This window comes from Ruegeria discodermiae (genome assembly GCF_030758345.1).
Lineage (GTDB): Bacteria > Pseudomonadota > Alphaproteobacteria > Rhodobacterales > Rhodobacteraceae > Ruegeria_C.
Genome location: NZ_JAVAMO010000020.1, coordinates 19,449 through 37,016 on the forward strand (window position 1 = coordinate 19,449; position 17,568 = coordinate 37,016).

18 protein-coding genes are annotated in these 17,568 nt (G+C 61.7%); 9 read left to right on the forward strand and 9 right to left on the reverse strand.

Annotation, left to right across the window (positions count from 1 at the left end):
• The first annotated feature begins 80 nt into the window (after positions 1 to 80).
• Genes Q5Y75_RS24895 through Q5Y75_RS24910 form a run of 4 tightly spaced genes read left to right on the forward strand, consistent with a single transcriptional unit; the run spans position 81 to position 4,350 of the window.
• Complete coding sequence (locus tag Q5Y75_RS24895) at positions 81 to 1,241, forward strand: acyl-CoA dehydrogenase family protein (protein ID WP_306202621.1); 1,161 nt, start codon at positions 81 to 83, stop codon at positions 1,239 to 1,241.
• The gene (locus Q5Y75_RS24900) at positions 1,241 to 1,522 is read left to right on the forward strand and encodes an Rdx family protein (RefSeq protein WP_306202622.1); all 282 of its coding nucleotides are present in this window, start codon (positions 1,241 to 1,243) and stop codon (positions 1,520 to 1,522) included. Before Q5Y75_RS24895 ends, Q5Y75_RS24900 begins: the two co-directional genes overlap by 1 nt.
• A gap of 8 nt (positions 1,523 to 1,530) precedes the next feature.
• Complete coding sequence (locus Q5Y75_RS24905; protein ID WP_306202624.1) at positions 1,531 to 3,561, forward strand: acetate--CoA ligase family protein; 2,031 nt, start codon at positions 1,531 to 1,533, stop codon at positions 3,559 to 3,561.
• Between the two features lie 3 nt (positions 3,562 to 3,564).
• A complete protein-coding gene (locus Q5Y75_RS24910) occupies positions 3,565 to 4,350 on the forward strand; it encodes a carnitinyl-CoA dehydratase (protein WP_306202626.1) in 786 nt (261 codons plus the stop codon).
• 22 nt (positions 4,351 to 4,372) lie between these two features.
• On the opposite strand, the gene Q5Y75_RS24915 is transcribed toward Q5Y75_RS24910, so the two are convergent.
• Positions 4,373 to 5,008 (reverse strand): class I SAM-dependent DNA methyltransferase, encoded by a 636-nt coding sequence (locus Q5Y75_RS24915; protein ID WP_306202629.1) that lies wholly within the window; start codon positions 5,006 to 5,008, stop codon positions 4,373 to 4,375.
• Between the two features lie 87 nt (positions 5,009 to 5,095).
• Between Q5Y75_RS24915 and Q5Y75_RS24920 the strand changes: the two genes are divergently transcribed.
• Positions 5,096 to 5,944: an SDR family oxidoreductase gene (locus Q5Y75_RS24920; RefSeq protein WP_306202631.1), complete on the forward strand. Its 849-nt coding sequence runs from the start codon at positions 5,096 to 5,098 to the stop codon at positions 5,942 to 5,944.
• Here the strand turns inward: Q5Y75_RS24920 and dxs are convergent.
• From dxs to Q5Y75_RS24950, 6 genes are all read right to left on the reverse strand, one after another.
• Positions 5,941 to 7,869, reverse strand: a complete 1,929-nt coding sequence (dxs, locus tag Q5Y75_RS24925; protein ID WP_306202633.1) for a 1-deoxy-D-xylulose-5-phosphate synthase — start codon at positions 7,867 to 7,869, stop codon at positions 5,941 to 5,943. The two genes, Q5Y75_RS24920 and dxs, sit on opposite strands and share 4 nt — an antisense overlap.
• Positions 7,870 to 7,887: 18 nt before the next feature.
• Entirely contained in the window at positions 7,888 to 8,754 is an 867-nt protein-coding gene (locus Q5Y75_RS24930) for a polyprenyl synthetase family protein (RefSeq protein ID WP_306202635.1), read from the reverse strand.
• Complete coding sequence (locus Q5Y75_RS24935; protein WP_306202637.1) at positions 8,754 to 8,996, reverse strand: exodeoxyribonuclease VII small subunit; 243 nt, start codon at positions 8,994 to 8,996, stop codon at positions 8,754 to 8,756. The genes Q5Y75_RS24930 and Q5Y75_RS24935 overlap by 1 nt, the downstream gene beginning before the upstream one ends.
• A complete protein-coding gene (locus Q5Y75_RS24940; protein ID WP_306202639.1) occupies positions 8,993 to 9,919 on the reverse strand; it encodes a histone deacetylase family protein in 927 nt (308 codons plus the stop codon). The genes Q5Y75_RS24935 and Q5Y75_RS24940 overlap by 4 nt, the downstream gene beginning before the upstream one ends.
• Before the next feature lie 68 nt (positions 9,920 to 9,987).
• Positions 9,988 to 10,689 carry a response regulator gene (locus Q5Y75_RS24945; RefSeq protein ID WP_306202641.1) on the reverse strand — a complete coding sequence of 234 codons (702 nt, stop codon included), beginning with the start codon at positions 10,687 to 10,689 and terminating at the stop codon, positions 9,988 to 9,990.
• Entirely contained in the window at positions 10,686 to 11,198 is a 513-nt protein-coding gene (locus Q5Y75_RS24950) for a MarR family winged helix-turn-helix transcriptional regulator (protein ID WP_306202643.1), read from the reverse strand. The genes Q5Y75_RS24945 and Q5Y75_RS24950 overlap by 4 nt, the downstream gene beginning before the upstream one ends.
• A 157-nt stretch (positions 11,199 to 11,355) precedes the next feature.
• On the opposite strand from Q5Y75_RS24950, the gene Q5Y75_RS24955 reads away from it, so the two are divergent.
• Positions 11,356 to 12,222, forward strand: coding sequence for a branched-chain amino acid aminotransferase (locus Q5Y75_RS24955; protein WP_306202645.1), 867 nt, complete (start codon positions 11,356 to 11,358; stop codon positions 12,220 to 12,222).
• An 80-nt stretch (positions 12,223 to 12,302) separates the two neighbouring features.
• Here the strand turns inward: Q5Y75_RS24955 and cobO are convergent, their stop codons facing one another.
• Both cobO and Q5Y75_RS24965 read right to left on the reverse strand, forming a co-directional pair.
• Complete coding sequence (gene cobO, locus Q5Y75_RS24960; RefSeq protein WP_306202647.1) at positions 12,303 to 12,902, reverse strand: cob(I)yrinic acid a,c-diamide adenosyltransferase; 600 nt, start codon at positions 12,900 to 12,902, stop codon at positions 12,303 to 12,305.
• 57 nt (positions 12,903 to 12,959) lie between these two features.
• Positions 12,960 to 13,898, reverse strand: a complete 939-nt coding sequence (locus tag Q5Y75_RS24965) for a DMT family transporter (protein ID WP_306202649.1) — start codon at positions 13,896 to 13,898, stop codon at positions 12,960 to 12,962.
• A gap of 97 nt (positions 13,899 to 13,995) precedes the next feature.
• Here Q5Y75_RS24965 and Q5Y75_RS24970 point away from each other — a divergent pair, with 97 nt between their 5' ends.
• From Q5Y75_RS24970 to Q5Y75_RS28600, 3 genes are all read left to right on the forward strand, one after another.
• The gene (locus tag Q5Y75_RS24970; RefSeq protein WP_306202652.1) at positions 13,996 to 15,507 is read left to right on the forward strand and encodes a malonate--CoA ligase; all 1,512 of its coding nucleotides are present in this window, start codon (positions 13,996 to 13,998) and stop codon (positions 15,505 to 15,507) included.
• A complete protein-coding gene (locus Q5Y75_RS24975; protein WP_306202654.1) occupies positions 15,494 to 16,825 on the forward strand; it encodes a CoA transferase in 1,332 nt (443 codons plus the stop codon). Before Q5Y75_RS24970 ends, Q5Y75_RS24975 begins: the two co-directional genes overlap by 14 nt.
• Positions 16,826 to 17,217: 392 nt before the next feature.
• On the forward strand, positions 17,218 to 17,376 hold the full coding sequence (locus tag Q5Y75_RS28600; protein WP_371933308.1) for a DDE-type integrase/transposase/recombinase: 159 nt from the start codon (positions 17,218 to 17,220) through the stop codon (positions 17,374 to 17,376).
• The last annotated feature ends 192 nt before the right edge of the window (positions 17,377 to 17,568 follow it).

The window sequence follows — 17,568 nt, forward strand, 5'->3', positions numbered from 1 at the left end:
TGCATGATAGACGTCTAACTATGCATGATGTTGGCCGCAAGACGCGCGACTATCCCCGAAACGGATTTTCGGAGCGCGCTATGCAGTTTGGCCTGAGTGACGAACAGGAGATGATCGTCTCGACCGTCCGCAGTTTTGTGGAAAACGAGATCTATCCGCATGAGGCCGAGGTCGAGCTTACCGGGCAGGTGCCGCAGGAACTAGGCGAAGCGATCAAGCAAAAGGTCATCGACCTTGGCTTTTATGCCTGCAACTTCCCCGAAGAAGTCGGCGGCGCGGGCTTGAGCCATCTGGAATTCACGCTGGTCGAACGCGAGCTTGGACGCGGGTCGATGGCGCTGACGCATTTCTTCGGTCGTCCCCAGAACATCCTGATGGCTTGCAACGATGAACAGCGCGACCGCTACCTGCTGCCCGCGGTGCGGGGCGAGCGGATGGACGCATTGGCGATGACCGAGCCTGATGCGGGCTCGGATGTGCGCGGTATGAAATGTCAGGCGCAGCGCGATGGCGGGGATTGGATCATCAATGGCTCGAAACACTTCATTTCCGGCGCGGAACACGCGGATTTCTTCATTGTGTTCATCGCCACCGGGGTGGACGAGACACCGAAAGGGCCGAAGAAGCGGATCACGACCTTCCTCGTGGATCGCGGCACGCCGGGGTTCGAGGTGCGCGAAGGCTACAATTCGGTCAGCCACAAGGGTTACAAGAACTACATCCTCTATTTCGACAATTGCCGCCTCCCGGATGCACAGGTTCTGGGCGAGGTCGATGGTGGCTTTGCGGTGATGAATGAGTGGCTCTATGCAACACGATTGACGGTCGCGGCCTTCAGCGTGGGCCGAGCGCGGCGGTGTTTCGATTATGCGCTGAACTACGCCGCTGAGCGCAAGCAGTTCGGCCAGCCCATAGGCAAGTTCCAGGGCGTGAGTTTCCAGATCGCCGACATGATCACTGAAATCGATGCCGCCGACTGGCTGACGCTTGCCGCCGCTTGGCGGTTGGATCAGGGTCTGCCCTCAAACCGGGAAATCGCCTCGGCCAAGCTTTATGCCTCCGAGGCGCTGGCGCGGGTGACCGACACCACCTTGCAGATCTTTGGTGGCATGGGGCTAATGGATGATTTCCCGATCGAGCGGTTCTGGCGCGATGCCCGGGTCGAGCGGATCTGGGACGGTACCTCGGAAATCCAACGCCACATTATCAGCCGCGATCTGTTGCGGCCTCTGGGGGCATAATGAGCAAACCAAATATCCGCATCACCTATTGCACCGGCTGTAACTGGATGCTGCGTGCCTCCTGGATGGCGCAGGAACTGCTTTCGACCTTTGGCAGCGATCTGGGCTCGGTCACGCTGATCCCCGATGCCTCGGGCGGTGTGTTCGAAATCCACGTCGATGACCATCTGTTGTGGGAGCGCAAGCGCGATGGCGGTTTTCCGGATGCCCGCGAGCTGAAATCCCGCCTGCGTGACAGGATTGCGCCAGAGCGCGATCTGGGTCACCTCGACCGGCGCTAGGGACCGAAATGGCGCGCGATCTGTCACGTTTGCTCAACCCATCGTCGATCGCGGTGATCGGCGGCGGCGCGTGGTGCGCGTCGATCATTGAGGCCGCTCGCCAGATCGGGTTCGAGGGTGCGATCTTTCCCGTGCATCCCGCGGGCAAAGAAATCGCAGGTCTGCCCTCCTATCGCCGGATCGAGGACTGCCCCGGTCCGATTGATTCAGCCTTTGTCGGCGTCAATCGCCATGCAACGATTGACGTCGTGCGGACCCTCAGCGCGGGGGATGCAGGGGGCGCTATCTGTTTCGCCTCGGGCTTTACCGAAGCGATGGCCCAAGATCAGTCGGGCTCCGATCTGCAATCGGCGCTGGTTGCGGCGGCGGCGGGCATGCCGATCCTCGGGCCGAATTGCTATGGTTTCGTCAATGCGCTGGACCGCGTGGCGATCTGGCCCGACCAGCACGGGATGCAACCGGTTGAGCAGGGCGTTGCCATCCTGACCCAAAGTTCGAACATCGCCATCAACCTGACCATGCAGAAACGCGGGTTGCCGCTGGCCTATATGGTCACGGCGGGCAATCAGGCGCAGACCGGATTGGCCGAGATTGCCACGGCTTTGCTGCAGGACGACCGGGTAACCGCGCTGGGCCTGCATATCGAAGGTTTCGGCGATCTGCGCGCGTTCGAGGCGATGGCGGCACGCGCGGAAGAATTGGGCAAGCCGGTGGTAGCGCTCAAGGTTGGCAAATCGGCCCAGGCGCGTGCCGCCACCGTCTCTCATACCGCTTCGCTGGCGGGAGGAGATGCAGGGGCACAGGCCTTGCTGGCGCGTTTGGGCATCCCGCGTCTGAACAGCCTGCCCGCGTTTCTGGAAACGCTGAAGCTGCTGCATGTGACGGGCTGGCTGCCCTCGAACACGATCGCGACCATCAGTTGCTCGGGTGGCGAGGCCAGTCTGGCCGCTGACAGCGCGCTTGGCCGCGATCTGGTCTTCCCGTCGCTCAACGACCGCCAGCGCAGCGATTTGCGGGCCGCGTTGGGGCCAATGGTGGCGCTGGCCAACCCGTTGGATTACCACACCTATGTCTGGCGCGATGTGCCCGCAATGACGGCGGCCTTTGCTGCAATGCTGGACCCAAGCCTGGCGATGACCTTGCTGATCGTGGACTTCCCCCGCGATGATCGTTGTTCGGCAAGGGACTGGGACTGTGCCATCGAAGCGGTGATTGGCGCGCAGGGCCGGACCGGTCTGCCGATTGCCATGGTGGCGACCCTGCCCGAACTGATGCCCGAGGAGGTTGCCGAACGCCTTAGAGCGCATGGGATCGTCGCGTTTCATGGATTGGACGAGGCGCTCGCCGCGTGCGAGGCCGCCAGTCGTCCGCGCCCGACACCGCCTGCCCCCCTCCTGCTGCCCGGCGCTACGCGCGACGCGGTTTTGATCCCGGAGGCCGACGCCAAGCAACGGCTGGCACAGCACGGCTTGCGAGTGCCGAGGTCAGAGCGTTGCGTGGATGCGGCCGCCGCCGCGCAAGCGGCGGGGCGCATCGGCTTTCCAGTTGTCCTGAAGGGCGAAGGCCTAGCGCATAAGACTGAAGCGGGTGCCGTTGCCCTCAACCTCGCAACCCCGGATGCCGTTGCGGGGGCCGCAAACAACATGCCTGCCGATCGTTTTCTGGTTGAGGAAATGATCACCGGAGGTGTCGCAGAACTGCTGGTGGGCGTGCTGCATGATCCGGCGCATGGGATTGTCCTGACCCTTGCCGCCGGGGGTATTCTGACAGAGTTGCTGCAGGACAGAGCTTCGCTGCTGCTGCCCGCAAGTGACGGGATGATTGTCACCGCGTTGGACAGCTTGCGGATCGGGCGCGTGCTCGCAGGCTATCGCGGGCAGATGGGTGCTGATAAACAGGCTCTGATAAGGGCAATTCGTACGATTTGTGACTATGTCGATCTGCACAAGGACGATCTGGAAGAGATCGAGGTCAACCCGCTGATCTGCACGTCGGATGATGCGGTGGCGGCGGATTTATTGCTGCGGCAGAAGGAGTAAGTGATGACTGAGACGCCAATCAGGACCCGCCACGACGGGCCGATCCTGGAGGTCACATTGGACCGTCCCAAAGCCAACGCAATCGACCTGATCACCAGCCGCATCATGGGTGATGTGTTTCGCGATTTTCGCGACGATCCCGAACTGCGTGTCGCCATTCTGACCGGCGGGGGCGAGAAGTTTTTCTGTCCCGGATGGGACCTGAAGGCAGCAGCCGATGGCGACGAGGTAGATGGCGATTATGGCGTCGGCGGTTTTGGCGGGTTGCAGGAGCTGCGGGACATGAACAAACCGGTGATCGCTGCGGTGAACGGTATCGCCTGCGGCGGCGGTTTGGAACTGGCGCTGAGCGCTGACATGATCCTGGCTGCGGATCACGCAAGCTTTGCCCTGCCCGAGATTCGCTCAGGCACCGTTGCGGACGCGGCCAGTGTGAAATTGCCCAAACGCATCCCCTATCACATCGCGATGGAACTGCTGCTGACCGGGCGCTGGTTCGATGCGGAAGAGGCGCATCGCTGGGGATTGGTAAACGAGATCGTTGCCGCCGATCAGTTGATGGATCGCGCCTGGGAATTGGCGCGACTGCTCGCCAGTGGCCCACCGCTGGTCTATGCCGCGATCAAGGAAATCGTGCGTGATGCCGAGGATTCAAAGTTTCAGGACGCGATGAACCGGATCACCCAGCGACAGCTGCGCAGTGTCGATGTGCTTTATGCCTCCGAGGACCAGATGGAAGGGGCGCGCGCCTTTGCCGAAAAGCGTGACCCGGTCTGGAAGGGGCGCTGAGGCGGACCTGAGACGCGCAGGATCAGGATTTCTCGAACAGCGCGATGAACGCAGCATCGTCCTTGTTTTCGCCGGTCGCAAGATCGCCATAGATGCAAACCTCGGGCAGAGACAGATGCTTGATCCGATTGTCCGCCTTGAGCCGGTCCAGCGTCTCGGCAAAGCCTTTGGCCGCAAAATGCTTGGCGTTGATCGACAGGGCAAACATCGCGCCGGGTCGCGCGATGCGCAGCAACTCGTTCAGCGCGCTTGGCCCCACATGCCCATGGGTGAAGGTGCCGGATGAGACGATACCGGAATAGCTGTCGCGCGGCACCGGGACGCCTTCGTTCAGATCGGCCTCGATCGCGTCGCGGTAGATGTCCTTGCGCATCGCGCGCTCCAGCATCTCGGCGCTGATATCAGTGGCGTCCAGCGGTCCAACACCCAAATCGGTCAGCACCTCGCCGCACAGCCCGGTGCCTGCGCCAACATCCAGGGCTGGCCCCTGGCCGCCCGCGTGCACAAAGGCGCGGGCAGTGTGGACATGCAGTTGATAATCCTCGTTCAACGCGAACGCCCGATCATACTCATCCGCCCATTCCGCATAAAGCCGTCGCGAGTCGTCGGGCGTCTCCATGGCGTAGGCACTGTGCAGGTCGGGTGTTTTGCGTGTCATGCCCAATTGAAAGGCGGATGAGGGATTCGAATCAAGAAAAGATGCCAATTACTTGCATCCCGCACGTCTGCAGATCATCAAGGGTCCATGGCAAAGACACTATTTTCCTTCGGACATGGCTATACCGCGCGCGCGCTGGCGCGGGACCTGAATCCGCAACGCTGGACCATGATCGGGACAACCCGCTCGCAAGAGGCGCTGGGCGAGATCGCGGCGCAGGGCGCAACGCCGCTGCTCTGGCCGGGTGATGTGCCTGATCTCAATGGCGTGACCCATCTGCTGATCTCGATCGCGCCAAAGGCAGATGGCGATCCTGTTCTTAACGCGCTGGGGAATGAGATCGCTGCGCGCGCCGGGCAGTTCAACTGGGTCGGGTACCTGTCGACAACGGCTGTCTACGGCGATCATGGCGGCGACTGGGTGGATGAAGCCACGCCACCCAGCCCCACCGCAGAGCGGGGCCGCTGGCGGCTGGCGGCAGAGCGGCAATGGGCGGCGATCCCGGATTTGCCGCTGCACATCTTCCGGCTGGCGGGTATTTACGGCCCTGGGCGCGGGCCGTTTTCCAAGCTGCGCCGGGGTGGGCTGCGGCGGATCATCAAGCCGGGACAGGTTTTTTCACGCATCCATGTGGACGATATCTCGCAGGTGCTACAGGCCTCAATGGCGCGACCCGATCCGGGTGCGGTCTACAATGTCTGCGACGATGAACCGGTGCCACCGCAAGACGTGATCGCCTATGCGGCCGAGTTGCAGGGCCTGCCCTTGCCACCCGCCGTGTCCTTTGACGAGGCCGACCTGACGCCGATGGCGCGCAGTTTCTACTCCGAGAACAAGCGCGTGCGGAATACTCGCATCAAGGAGGAACTGGGCGTGACGCTTCTTTATCCGGATTACCGGGTCGGCCTGAACGCGCTGGCGGGTGGTGGGTTCTAGGCCCGCTGCTCGCCGATTGTCGCGACGCCCAGAACATCCAGCACCTTGGCTTCGATCTGTTCGGCGTTCATAGCGGCGGTGCCGTACATATCCGCTGGGCTCGCCTGGTCGACAAAGATGTCGGGCAGCACCATCGAGCGGTATTTGAGGCCGCTGTCAAACACGCGCTCTTCCGCCAGTAGCTGCGCCACGTGACTGCCAAAGCCTCCAATGGCGCCTTCTTCGATGGTGATCAGCGCTTCGTGACCTGCGGCGAGGTCAAGGATCAGGTCCCGGTCCAGCGGTTTGGCGAAACGGGCATCGGCGATTGTCGGGCGGATGCCGCGCGCCTCCAGCGCTTCGGCGGATTTCTGGACCTCTGACAGGCGGGTGCCAAATGACAGCAGCGCCACACGCGACCCGGTCTGGATCATCCGGCCTTTGCCGATTTCCAGCACCTTGCCGCGTTCGGGCAGGTCAACGCCGACCCCCTCGCCACGCGGATAGCGGAAGGCGATCGGGCCGTCATCATGAGCGGCGGCAGTGGCCACCATATGCATCAGCTCGGCCTCGTCAGCGGCGGCCATGACCACCATGCCGGGCAGGTTGCCCATGTAGGCAATGTCGAAACTGCCCGCATGGGTCGCGCCATCAGCGCCCACCAATCCAGCACGGTCGATTGCAAAACGGACCGGCAGGCGCTGGATCGCCACGTCATGCACGACCTGGTCGTAGCCACGTTGCAGGAAGGTCGAATACATCGCACAAAACGGCTTCATACCGCCCGCCGCCAAGGCGGCAGAGAAGGTCACGCCGTGCTGTTCAGCAATGCCCACATCGAAACAACGCGACGGGAAACGTTCGGCAAACAGGTTCAGCCCGGTGCCATCGGGCATCGCGGCGGTGACCGCCACGATCTTGTCATCACGCCCGGCCTCTTCGACCAGTGTCTTGCCAAAGACCGAGGTGTAGCTGGGGGCGTTCGAGGGCGCTTTTTTCTGCTCGCCGGTGATCACATCGAATTTGGCGGTGGCGTGACCCTTATCGCGGGCAGCTTCGGCGGGGGCGTAACCCTTGCCCTTCTTGGTCAGCGCATGGATCAGGATCGGCCCGGTGGCGCGCGCCTTGACCATGCGCAAAACCGGCAGCAACTGGTCCATGTCGTGGCCATCAATGGGGCCGAGATAGGAAAAGCCCAGCTCTTCGAACATGGTGCCGCCCATGGCCATGCCTTTCAGCATGTCCTTGGCGCGCTTCGCCCCCTCGCGGAAGGGTTCGGGCAATAGCGACACCGCACCTTTGGCAGCGGCTTTCAGATCCTGAAACGGCTCTTCGGTATAAAGCCGCGAGAGATAGCTGGAGAGCGCACCGGTGGGTGGCGCGATGCTCATCTCATTGTCGTTCAGGATGACGATCAGGCGCTTTTTCAGATGGCCTGCGTTGTTCATCGCCTCAAAGGCCATGCCCGCCGACATCGACCCGTCACCAATGACAGCGATAGCGTCGCCCAGCCCTTCGGGCGTCACACCGCCCAGGTCACGGGCCACGGCAAAGCCCAGCGCCGCGCTGATTGAGGTCGAGCTATGCGCCGCGCCAAACGGGTCATAGGGGCTTTCTTTGCGCTTGGTGAACCCGCTCAGGCCGTCTTTCATCCGCAGGGTGCGGATGCGGTCGCGGCGTTCGGTCAGGATCTTGTGCGGGTAACATTGGTGGCCCACATCCCAGACGATCTTGTCGCGCGGCGTGTCGAACACCGCATGCAAGGCCACGGTCAGTTCCACTACGCCCAGGCCCGCGCCCAGATGCCCGCCGGTCACCGAAACCGCCGAGATAGTCTCGGACCGAAGCTCGGAAGCAAGCTGCGTCAGCTGCGTATCGCTGAACCGCTTGAGATCCGCAGGGCGGTTCACAAGATCCAGCAGGGGCGTGTTCGGGCGGTCAGACATGGCGCCTCCAAGCGCGGATTAGCTGTCGCGGGCAATAACGAAGCGCGCGGCCTGCTTCAAGGTCTCGGCGGCAGATCCATAGCCGTCTAACGCGGCGTTGGCCTGTTCGACCAACTCAACCGCGCGAGATCTGGCCTGATCCAGACCCAGCAGCGAGACAAAGGTCGCTTTGCCTGCCGAGTCGTCCTTGTTCAGCCGCTTGCCTGCTTTTTCGGCATCCCCCTCGACATCAAGAATGTCGTCCGCGATCTGAAAAGCAAGCCCAAGCGCCCGGGCATATTGGCGCAGCGGAGCAGGGTCGGACCCTGCCATGACCGCGCCCACGCCGGCCGACCATTCGATCAATGCCCCGGTCTTGCCCGCCTGCAGGCGCGAGATCTGGTCCAGATTGAGCGGCACCGGCGCGGCCTCAGCAGCGATATCCAGCGCCTGTCCCAACACCATGCCTTTGGCGCCGCTGGCCTCGGATAGGCTCTGAACAAGCGAAATTCGGGTCTCTGCCCCCCCTACTTCCGGGCGCGCCACCAGATCAAAGGCAAGCGTTTGCAAGGCGTCTCCCGCAAGAACGGCGGTGGCCTCATCCCATTTCACATGCACCGTGGGCCGTCCGCGCCGCAGATCGTCATCATCCATGCAGGGAAGGTCGTCATGGACAAGGCTGTATGCGTGCAGAGCCTCAATAGCGGTGGCGGGCCATATCGCGCGCGCCGGATCGACGGCCAACAGCCGGGCGCTTTCCAGCACCAGAAACCCACGCAGCCGTTTGCCGCCCCGTGTGGCATAGGCCATCGCCTGTGTAACGGACACATTGTCGTAAGCGGCCAGAACCAGGTCGAAGTGATCCTGTATCCGCGCCGCGTCTTTCGCCAGCTGATCGCGGAACATCACATGCCTTCGACGGGTTTTGTCCCGGTTGGCGTGCCATCGCCATCCAATGTGATGGCGGCGACCTTTTCTTCGGCGCGCTTCAGCTCGTCCTCGCAGCGTTTCTTGAGCAAGGCACCGCGTTCATACAGTGTGATCGACTGATCCAGCGCCACATCGCCACGCTCCAGCTGGCTGACGACGATTTCCAGCTCTTTCATCGCCTGTTCAAAGCTCATCTGATCAACGGGCGTGTCGGTCATTGTGCTGCCTCTATCAATTCTTCCACATGCGCCCTGGTTGAGGCGGCCAGCGCGTTCAGATCATATCCGCCTTCCAGAGTCGAGACGATATGGCCCTCGCAGAGCTCTGCGGCAAGTGTGCAGATCTCGCGCGTCAGCCAGGCGAAATCGGCCGTCGACCAGTTGAGCGAGGCCAGCGGGTCGTCCTGATGCGCATCAAAACCTGCCGAGATGATGATCAGCTCGGGTTTGAAGGCACGCAGGCGTGGGAAGGCCAGCCGCTGATAGGCGTCCCGCATCTCACCCCCACCGCTGCCGGGGTTGAGGGGTATGTTAACGATGGTGTCGAAATCGCCGGTTTCATCCGGGCGACCCGAGCCGGGCCAGAGCGGCATCTGCTGTGATGTGATCACCAGCGCGCGGCGCTCGTCCCATAGCAGGTCCTGCGTGCCATTGCCGTGATGTACGTCGAAATCCACCACTGCGACGCGTGACAGCCCGTGATGGTCCAGCGCATGTTTGGCGGCCAGCGCGGCATTTCCAAACAGGCAGAACCCCATCGCCGTGTCTTTTTCGGCGTGATGACCGGGCGGGCGGATGGCGCAAAAGGCATTTCCCACCTCCCCGGTCAGCACCAGATCAACGGCGCGCGTGACCGCGCCCGCCGCGCGATAGGCTGCATCCACCGATCCCGGCGACATGAAGGTGTCGCCGTCAATCTGCGCAAACCCTTCCGCCGGGCGCGTCGCCCTGATCTGAGCGATGTAATCCGCAGGATGCACCCGAAGCAGGTCATCATCCGCAGCCAAAGGAGCCGTTATGCGTTTCAGATCCAGCGGCTCCAGCGCGTGCAGGATATGCTCCAGCCGCGCCACCCTCTCGGGATGACCGGTTGGCGTCACATGGGCAAGACAATCGGCATGAGTCAAAAGGGCGGTCTTCATCGGGGTCCGTTCTTCATCTGGCCAAAACATCCGCGCCGAAGATATGAAACCACCGCGCCGCGACTTAGTTAATCTGGCGCCAGCATATAACCCGCGCCGCGCACTGTCTGCAGGTAACGCGGCTGCTTCGGATTAGGCTCTATCTTGCGCCTGAGACGCGTGATCTGGACGTCTACGGCACGTTCCTGCGCCTGACCACGGTCGCGGCCCAGATCCTCGACCAGTTTGGTACGGCTCACCGCTTCGCCGGGTTGCGCCGAAAAAATCTTCATCAATTGGCTTTCGGTCGCGGTCAGCCGGACCAGATCCTCACCCTGCCACATCTCACCGCGCTCGATGTCGTAGCGGATTGGTCCCAGATGCAGGATTTTCGGCGCTGTATCTTCGGCGGGGGTTTCCGGCATGCGCCGCAGGATCGCGCTGATCCGCAGCAGCAATTCCTTGGGCTCGAAGGGCTTAGCCAAATAGTCATCAGCTCCGGCCTCAAGCCCTGCGATACGGTGTTCGGTTTCGCCGCGAGCAGTTAGCAGCAGGATCGGCGTGGCATGGGTTTCGCGCAGGCTGCGGGTCAGGCTGACGCCATCCTCGCCCGGCATCATCACATCCAGTACAATCAGATCGAAATCCAGCCCCGACAGCACCCGCCGCGCATGGGCGGCATCGCGCGCGGCGGTGACCAGGAACCCGTTGCGCATCAGGAATTTCTTGAGCAGATCGCGGATGCGTTCATCATCATCAACGATCAGCAGATGCGCGTCCAGATCACTCATGTGGGTCCGTCCTTCAGGTTTCGGTAGGAGCGTTGCATGCTGGTATCCATCATTGCCTCAAGCACCTGTTTAAACCCGGCGACCGCCTCAGGGCCAGCATCCTTGTAAGCCGCCCGCATCCGCGCCCGCTGCGCATCGGACAATTTGGTTTCCAGCGCGCGCCCTGCATCGGTCAGGAACAGATGCCGTTCGCGCTTGTCCACAGTGCCGACCCGGCTTTCCACCAGACCATCCGCGATCAGCGTGCGCAATACACGATTAAGAGACTGCTTGGTGACGCCAAGGATGCTCAGCAGGTTGTTGACGGTGGTGCCCGGAGCGCGGTTGATGAAATGGATCGCGCGGTGATGGGCACGGCCATAGGCCATTTCGGCCAGGATCCGGTCGGGATCAGCGGTAAAGCCACGATAGGCAAAGAACATCGCCTCGATCCCCTGACGCAATTGCTCGTCGGTCAGGAACAACAGGCTTTCGCCGCCATAGACAGGGGCGCTGCGTGCGTCCGACATCAGAGGCCTCCCGGTTGATTTCAGGCAGTTTATGTCAGTCTTGTTGACATTCCAAGAGCAAAGCGGTATCGAGTCGCAGTTTTGGCGCAATATTATGTCCGTAGCGGCCCTAAGTTGCGCAACTTTTTGTAAATTCGTCCTTTTCGGGAGGCACCCCATGGCGGGATATGATGATCGCGACGGCGTGATTTGGATGGATGGCGAACTGACCGACTGGCGAGATGCAAAGGTGCACATTCTGTCGCACGCGATGCATTACGCCTCGTCTGTGTTCGAAGGGGAACGCGCCTATAATGGCAAGATCTTCAAGAGCCGCGAGCATTCCGAGCGCCTGATTGCCTCGGCACAGGCGCTGGATATGCCGATGGAATGGTCCGTCGACGATATCGAGGCAGCCAAGGCCGAGGCGCTGAAGGCAAGCGGACTGGAAGACGCCTATGTGCGTGCTGTTGTCTGGCGCGGCTCGGGCGAGGATATGGGTGTGGCCTCGGCCCGCAATCCGGTGCATATGGCGGTCGCGGTCTGGCCCTGGGGCGCATATTACGGCGACGCCAAGATGCAGGGCGCCAAGCTGGACATCGCGGAATGGAAGCGGCCCAGCCCGGAGACAATACCGGTCCATGCCAAGGCAGCGGGACTTTACATGATCTGCACCATCTCCAAGCACAAGGCCGAGGCCAAGGGGTGTTCGGACGCGCTGTTCATGGATTACCGCGGCTATGTGGCCGAGGCGACCGGGGCCAACGTGTTCTTTGTCAAGGATGGCGAAGTGCATACGCCCAAGCCCGATTGCTTCCTGAACGGCATTACCCGGCAGACGGTGATCCAGATGCTGAAGGATCGCCAGATCCCGGTGCATGAACGCCACATCCTGCCCGAAGAAATGTCAGGGTTCGAGCAGTGCTGGCTGACCGGCACCGCTGCCGAGGTCACCCCGGTGGGCGAGATCGGACCCTACAGGTTCGAAGTGGGTGAGCTGACGCGCGACATCTCCGAAGCCTATGAACAACTCGTGCGCGCCTGATCCGGGCGCGTCAGACTTCCAGATTGGGTCCAGTGCGCCGGGGCGCATTGGACTCGGCCTTTGCACTCGCGATCTGGCGATCAGAAATCGACGCCGCGCTGGGCTTTGATACCGGCCTGGAACGGGTGCTTTACCTCGGTCATTTCGGTGACCAGATCGGCATAGTCGCACAATGCTTGCGGAGCGTCGCGCCCGGTCAGGATGACGCCGGTCTTGTTCGAGCGACCCTCCAGCCCGGCGATAACCTCATCGGCGCTCAGGTATTCATAACGCAGCGCGATGTTGATTTCGTCCAGCACCACCAGATCATAGTCGCCGCTTGCCATCAGGTCGCAGGCCTTGCCGAAGGCGGATTTGGCGGCGGCAATATCGCGGTCGCGATCCTGCGTGTCCCAGGTGAACCCTTCGCCCATCGTGTGCCAGGTGACGCCGCCATGCTCCTCGAAAAACCGCCGCTCGCCGGTCTTCCATTTGCCTTTGATGAACTGAACCACCGCTACCTTCTGGCCCCAGCCCAGTGCGCGGATCACCACCCCGAAGGCGGACGAGGATTTGCCCTTGCCCTTGCCGGTATGCACCAGCACCAGACCCCGGCCCGGGTCCTGTGCCTCGGACACTTTGGCGCGGTGCTTGGCCTGCACCTCTTTCATCTTTTCCTTGTGATCTTGGGCATCTGTCATGATCGGTCCTCGCATCTCGGTTGCGCCACCCTATTGCGCAGGCGCGAAAGGTAAAGCTCAGTTTTTCGGAAGCCGCAGGGCCCGGGTCTTGCTGCGCTCCAGCCCCAGCTGATGTTCGCGCCAGACCACCACGATATTGCCCGCAATGACCAGAGCGGCCCCGATCAGAATGACGCTTGTCGGCCATTCTCCGAACCAGACATAGCCGATCAGCACCGCAAAAAGCATCGAGGCATAGTCGATTGGTGCCAGCATCGAGGCCGGTCCGAACCGATAGGAGGAGGTCACCAGAATTTGCGCAACCCCGCCGATCACCCCGGCGGCAATCAGTTTTGTCAGTTGCTCGGGGTCTGGAGCCGCCCAGCCAAAAAACAATGTGGTCAGCGACAGAAGCGAGGCTGTGACCGAGAAATAGAAGGCAATTGCAGCCGTGTGGTCGGTTGCCACCAATTGCCGAATGTGAATCTGCACGAAAGAGCGCGCGCAGGTCGCGGCAAGGATCAGCAGCGCACCGATCGTCGCGGTATCCTGCAGCGTTCCGCCGCCACCCAACCGAGGCCAGATCATGATCAGAACACCAAGCAGCCCGATCGCTACGGCGGAGATCCGGATCAGCCTGACCCGTTCGCCCAGCATGATTGCGGCAAGGATGATCGTGAAGATCGGCGTCGCATAGCCGATGGCGGTCGCCTCGGGCAGCGGGATCAAAGCCAGCCCGGTGAATGTCAGCCCCATCGCAGTTGTTCCAAGCACCCCGCGCCAGAAATGACCCATCGGGTTTCGGGCGATCAGCCCGTGGCGCAGTTCGCCTTTCAGGATCAGCCAGATGACGATCACCGGGATCGCACAGAAGGACCGAAAGAAGACGGACTGTCCGGGCGGAATTTCCCCGTCCAGGGATTTGATCAGAGCTGCAAGCAGTGTGAACAAAAAGATCGCGCTGGTCTTCAGACCGACCGCCAACAGCGGTCGATGCGATGTTAAGGATGTCGCCATGGGCCGGACACTGCGCCTTTGGATGAAAAAGATCAATTGCTTGATTTTCCGCGACCGCTTCCGCAACTCTGCGCCAGACACATCGAAGGAGGCCGCCATGAGCGCTGAGAACCATCTGATATCTGCCCTTCACGCGGCGAGCGTGGGTCGTGGCGTGGATGTATTTGCGATGGTTCCGGGGGGCGAAGACCTAAGTTTCGGCGCGCTGTTTGCCGGGGCCGAGCGGATGGCTGCGGCCCTTGTCGCGCTTGGCGTGCAGCCGGGCGACCGCGTGGCGGTGCAGGTGAGCAAGACCGTGGAGGCGATCGAGCTCTATCTCGGGACAGTCATGGCGGGAGCCGTGTTTTTGCCCTTGAACACCGCCTATACCGGGGCCGAGGTAGGGTATTTCGTCGGCGATGCCGCACCGGCACTTGTCGTCTGTGATCCCGCTCGCAAGGCTGAGATCGACGCCATCGCAGGGGACGCACGCGTTCACACTCTGGATTCGGCTGGCGAAGGAACGCTGCGAAGCCTCGCGGATCGTCAGGACCGGTTTGATCCGGTGCCTCGGGGCGCCGACGATCTGGCGGCGATCCTCTATACTTCAGGCACGACCGGCCGGTCCAAGGGCGCCATGCTGAGCCACGCGAATCTTGTCTCTAATTCGGAGGTTTTGCGAGACTATTGGCGCTTCACGCCCAAGGATGTGCTGATACATGCCTTGCCTATCTTTCACACCCACGGGCTGTTCGTCGCTACCAATGTGGCCCTTCTTGCCGGGGCGCAGGTTGTATTTCTGCCGGGCTTCGACGTGGATGCGATCCTTGACGCAATGCCGGGCGCGACGGCGATGATGGGAGTGCCAACTTTCTACACCCGCCTGCTGGACGATCCACGCCTGACACGGGCGCGCGCCTCCAATATGCGACTCTTCATCTCGGGCTCAGCACCGCTGCTGGTGGACACGCATGAGCAATGGGAGGCGCGAACCGGCCATCGCATTCTGGAACGTTATGGCATGACCGAAACCAATATGAGCACCTCGAACCCCTATGAGGGCGAACGCCGCGCGGGCACTGTCGGCTTCCCGCTGCCCGGTGTCGAGGCGCGGATCATGCAAGACGGGGCTGAGGTCCCGACCGAAGAGATCGGCGTACTGGAAGTACGTGGCCCCAACGTGTTTCAGGGCTATTGGCAAATGCCGGAAAAAACCGCCGAGGAACTGCGCCCAGATGGGTGGTTCATCACCGGCGATCTGGCCCGGAAGGACGTAGATGGCTACATCTCGATCGTCGGTCGGGAAAAAGATCTGATCATCACCGGTGGTTTGAATGTCTATCCCAAAGAGGTGGAAAGCCTAATCGACGATTTACCGGGCGTTCTGGAGAGCGCCGTCATCGGCGTTCCGCATCCAGATTTTGGAGAAGGGGTGGTAGCCGTTGTCGCATGCAAAAACTCCAATTTAGAGCCTGATAGCGTCGCGATGGCCCTGGAAGGACGACTGGCGAAGTTCAAACAACCCAAGCGCGTTTTTCTCACGGATACCCTGCCGCGAAATACGATGGGCAAGGTGCAGAAAAAGGCCTTGCGCGCACAATATGAGGATGTGTTCGATGGCAAAGGTTGAGATTTCAGATTTCGGGCGGTTGGAGTTTGACGTCTCGGCTGGTGCAAGCTGGCGGTCTTGTTTTGCCGTGAGCGAGCTGGCGGTGTTGTCGATGGGGGCGGTGGGCTCAGCCGTCGCGGATTTGATCGCGGCGCTCGGCCTGGGATCACGGCCCACGGTAACGGTTGATCAACGTCTGGCCTCGCTCTGGTTTCAGGGGTCGATCCAGCCGCAGCGGTGGACGATCCCGCCGCTTTGGGACGCGGTCGCGGGTGATTATCCGGCGCAGGACGGGTGGATCAGGCTGCACACCAACGCCCCCCATCATCGGGTGGCAGCCCTGTCGGTTCTGGAGTGCAGGCCCGAGAAGGACGCGGTCGCCGAGGCCGTACGCGGTTGGGCAAAAGACGCGCTTGAAAAGGAGGTCGTGGCCGCAGGGGGCGCCGCCGCCGCCATGCGCAGCCGTGCGGATTGGGTGGCGCATCCGCAAGGTCAGGCGGTTGCTGGCGAACCTCTGGTGCGCTGGGCGCGACGGTCAGGGGAGTGCCGCGACTGGCAGCCCACGAACGACCGCCCCTTGGCGGGATTGCGGGTTCTAGACCTTACGCGGGTGCTGGCTGGCGCCATATCCACGCGCGCCCTGGCGGGTTTCGGCGCCGACGTGCTGCGCGTGGACCCGCCGGACTGGCAAGAGCCTGGCGTTGTGCCGGATGTGACACTGGGCAAAAGGTGCAGTCGGCTGGACCTGAAATCCGCGGAAGGGTTATCGAGGTTCGAGACACTGATCGCCGGGGCGGATGTGCTTGTCCATGGCTACCGCCCCGGCGCGCTGGATTCGATCCTGTCCCCCGCGCGCCGTGCAGCGCTGGCGCCGAATCTGATCGAGGTGTGCCTCGATGCCTATGGCTGGACCGGGCCCTGGGCCGGGCGGCGCGGGTTCGATTCGTTGGTGCAGATGAGCAGCGGGATCGCAGAGGCCGGATCGCGCTGGGCCGGGACCGACCGCCCGCATCCGCTGCCGGTACAGGCCCTGGATCATGCGACGGGGTATCTGATGGCGGCCTCGGTGATCACGGGGCTTAAACACGCTCTGGCGCAACGCGAGGTCGGAACCGCGCATCTGTCGCTCGCCCGCACTGCGGAATTGCTGGTTTCGCTTGATGGTGCAAGCAGTGCGGACTTGACCGGGCCGGTGGAGGCTGATTTCTCGGACCAGATCGAACATACGCCATGGGGACCGGCCAATCGGCTGCGCCCGGCGATCCATGTCACGGACACACCGATGCGCTGGGATCGTCCCGCTTCGAACCTCGGCAGCGTCGATCCTGCTTGGGACTAACCGCCGTTTTCGTGTGTCGCGCTGTCGACCTCAGTTACAAGTCCACGGGTTGTGTCGCAAACTTTGGTTCAGGATTGACGAGCATGTAGATTCCGACGTTTCTAGTCCGCGTATTGTTCTCCAACAGGTTTCAGCGTGATTTCCTTGAAAGGATGCCCTTTCCCCAAGGATTCCGTTTGGTACGCTGTGTCCTTGTACCTGCGGTACACGGTGTCGTATCGGGATTTGGAAGAGATCATGGCTGAATGTGGTGTGCGAATTGACCACGCCACATCGAACAGGTGGGGTGTGAAATACTCGCCGATCCTCGCTGCCCATTCGCAATCAAAGAAGCGCCCAACTTAGAATTCCTGGCGCAGGGACGAAACTTGTCTCCGCGCGCGCGCAAGTGAATGTACTTCTATCGAGCAATCGGCAAAGCGGGGAACACCCTTGATTTCATGCTGCCTGAGCAACGAAATCGCCCAGCAGCCACCAGGGTCTTTGCCAAAGTACTATTGTCAAACGATGTGTACGGCACATGTGTGGGTTCAAGTCGTTCAGATGTATAGTAGCCAAGGTAGGGATTGGCTTGATCGGCGCATCCGTTGCCCGAACGTTAGACTATCGCGGTGTCGTCCTTCGTCCCTGGATCGACCCACCAAAGATAATTGCACTGCAATGCTCCGTAATAGGGGCAGAAGCTTTGTTGGCAAAACTCAACTATACCTGACCGCCCATACCAAACTTCGTGCAGATTGCAG

Bases quoted from the DNA above. Each gene is read 5' to 3' on its own strand.
- Q5Y75_RS24945 (WP_306202641.1), bottom strand. From the start codon at position 10,689: ATGAGTGATCTGGACGCGCATCTGCTGATCGTTGATGATGATGAACGC.
- Q5Y75_RS24955 (WP_306202645.1), top strand. From the start codon at position 11,356: ATGGCGGGATATGATGATCGCGACGGCGTGATTTGGATGGATGGCGAA.
- Q5Y75_RS24910 (WP_306202626.1), top strand. From the start codon at position 3,565: ATGACTGAGACGCCAATCAGGACCCGCCACGACGGGCCGATCCTGGAG.
- Q5Y75_RS24905 (WP_306202624.1), top strand. From the start codon at position 1,531: ATGGCGCGCGATCTGTCACGTTTGCTCAACCCATCGTCGATCGCGGTG.
- Q5Y75_RS24950 (WP_306202643.1), bottom strand. From the start codon at position 11,198: ATGTCGGACGCACGCAGCGCCCCTGTCTATGGCGGCGAAAGCCTGTTG.
- Q5Y75_RS24915 (WP_306202629.1), bottom strand. From the start codon at position 5,008: ATGACACGCAAAACACCCGACCTGCACAGTGCCTACGCCATGGAGACG.
- Q5Y75_RS24965 (WP_306202649.1), bottom strand. From the start codon at position 13,898: ATGGCGACATCCTTAACATCGCATCGACCGCTGTTGGCGGTCGGTCTG.
- Q5Y75_RS28600 (WP_371933308.1), top strand. From the start codon at position 17,218: ATGTACTTCTATCGAGCAATCGGCAAAGCGGGGAACACCCTTGATTTC.
- Q5Y75_RS24970 (WP_306202652.1), top strand. From the start codon at position 13,996: ATGAGCGCTGAGAACCATCTGATATCTGCCCTTCACGCGGCGAGCGTG.
- Q5Y75_RS24935 (WP_306202637.1), bottom strand. From the start codon at position 8,996: ATGACCGACACGCCCGTTGATCAGATGAGCTTTGAACAGGCGATGAAA.
- Q5Y75_RS24895 (WP_306202621.1), top strand. From the start codon at position 81: ATGCAGTTTGGCCTGAGTGACGAACAGGAGATGATCGTCTCGACCGTC.
- Q5Y75_RS24920 (WP_306202631.1), top strand. From the start codon at position 5,096: ATGGCAAAGACACTATTTTCCTTCGGACATGGCTATACCGCGCGCGCG.
- cobO (WP_306202647.1), bottom strand. From the start codon at position 12,902: ATGACAGATGCCCAAGATCACAAGGAAAAGATGAAAGAGGTGCAGGCC.
- dxs (WP_306202633.1), bottom strand. From the start codon at position 7,869: ATGTCTGACCGCCCGAACACGCCCCTGCTGGATCTTGTGAACCGCCCT.
- Q5Y75_RS24900 (WP_306202622.1), top strand. From the start codon at position 1,241: ATGAGCAAACCAAATATCCGCATCACCTATTGCACCGGCTGTAACTGG.
- Q5Y75_RS24930 (WP_306202635.1), bottom strand. From the start codon at position 8,754: ATGTTCCGCGATCAGCTGGCGAAAGACGCGGCGCGGATACAGGATCAC.
- Q5Y75_RS24940 (WP_306202639.1), bottom strand. From the start codon at position 9,919: ATGAAGACCGCCCTTTTGACTCATGCCGATTGTCTTGCCCATGTGACG.
- Q5Y75_RS24975 (WP_306202654.1), top strand. From the start codon at position 15,494: ATGGCAAAGGTTGAGATTTCAGATTTCGGGCGGTTGGAGTTTGACGTC.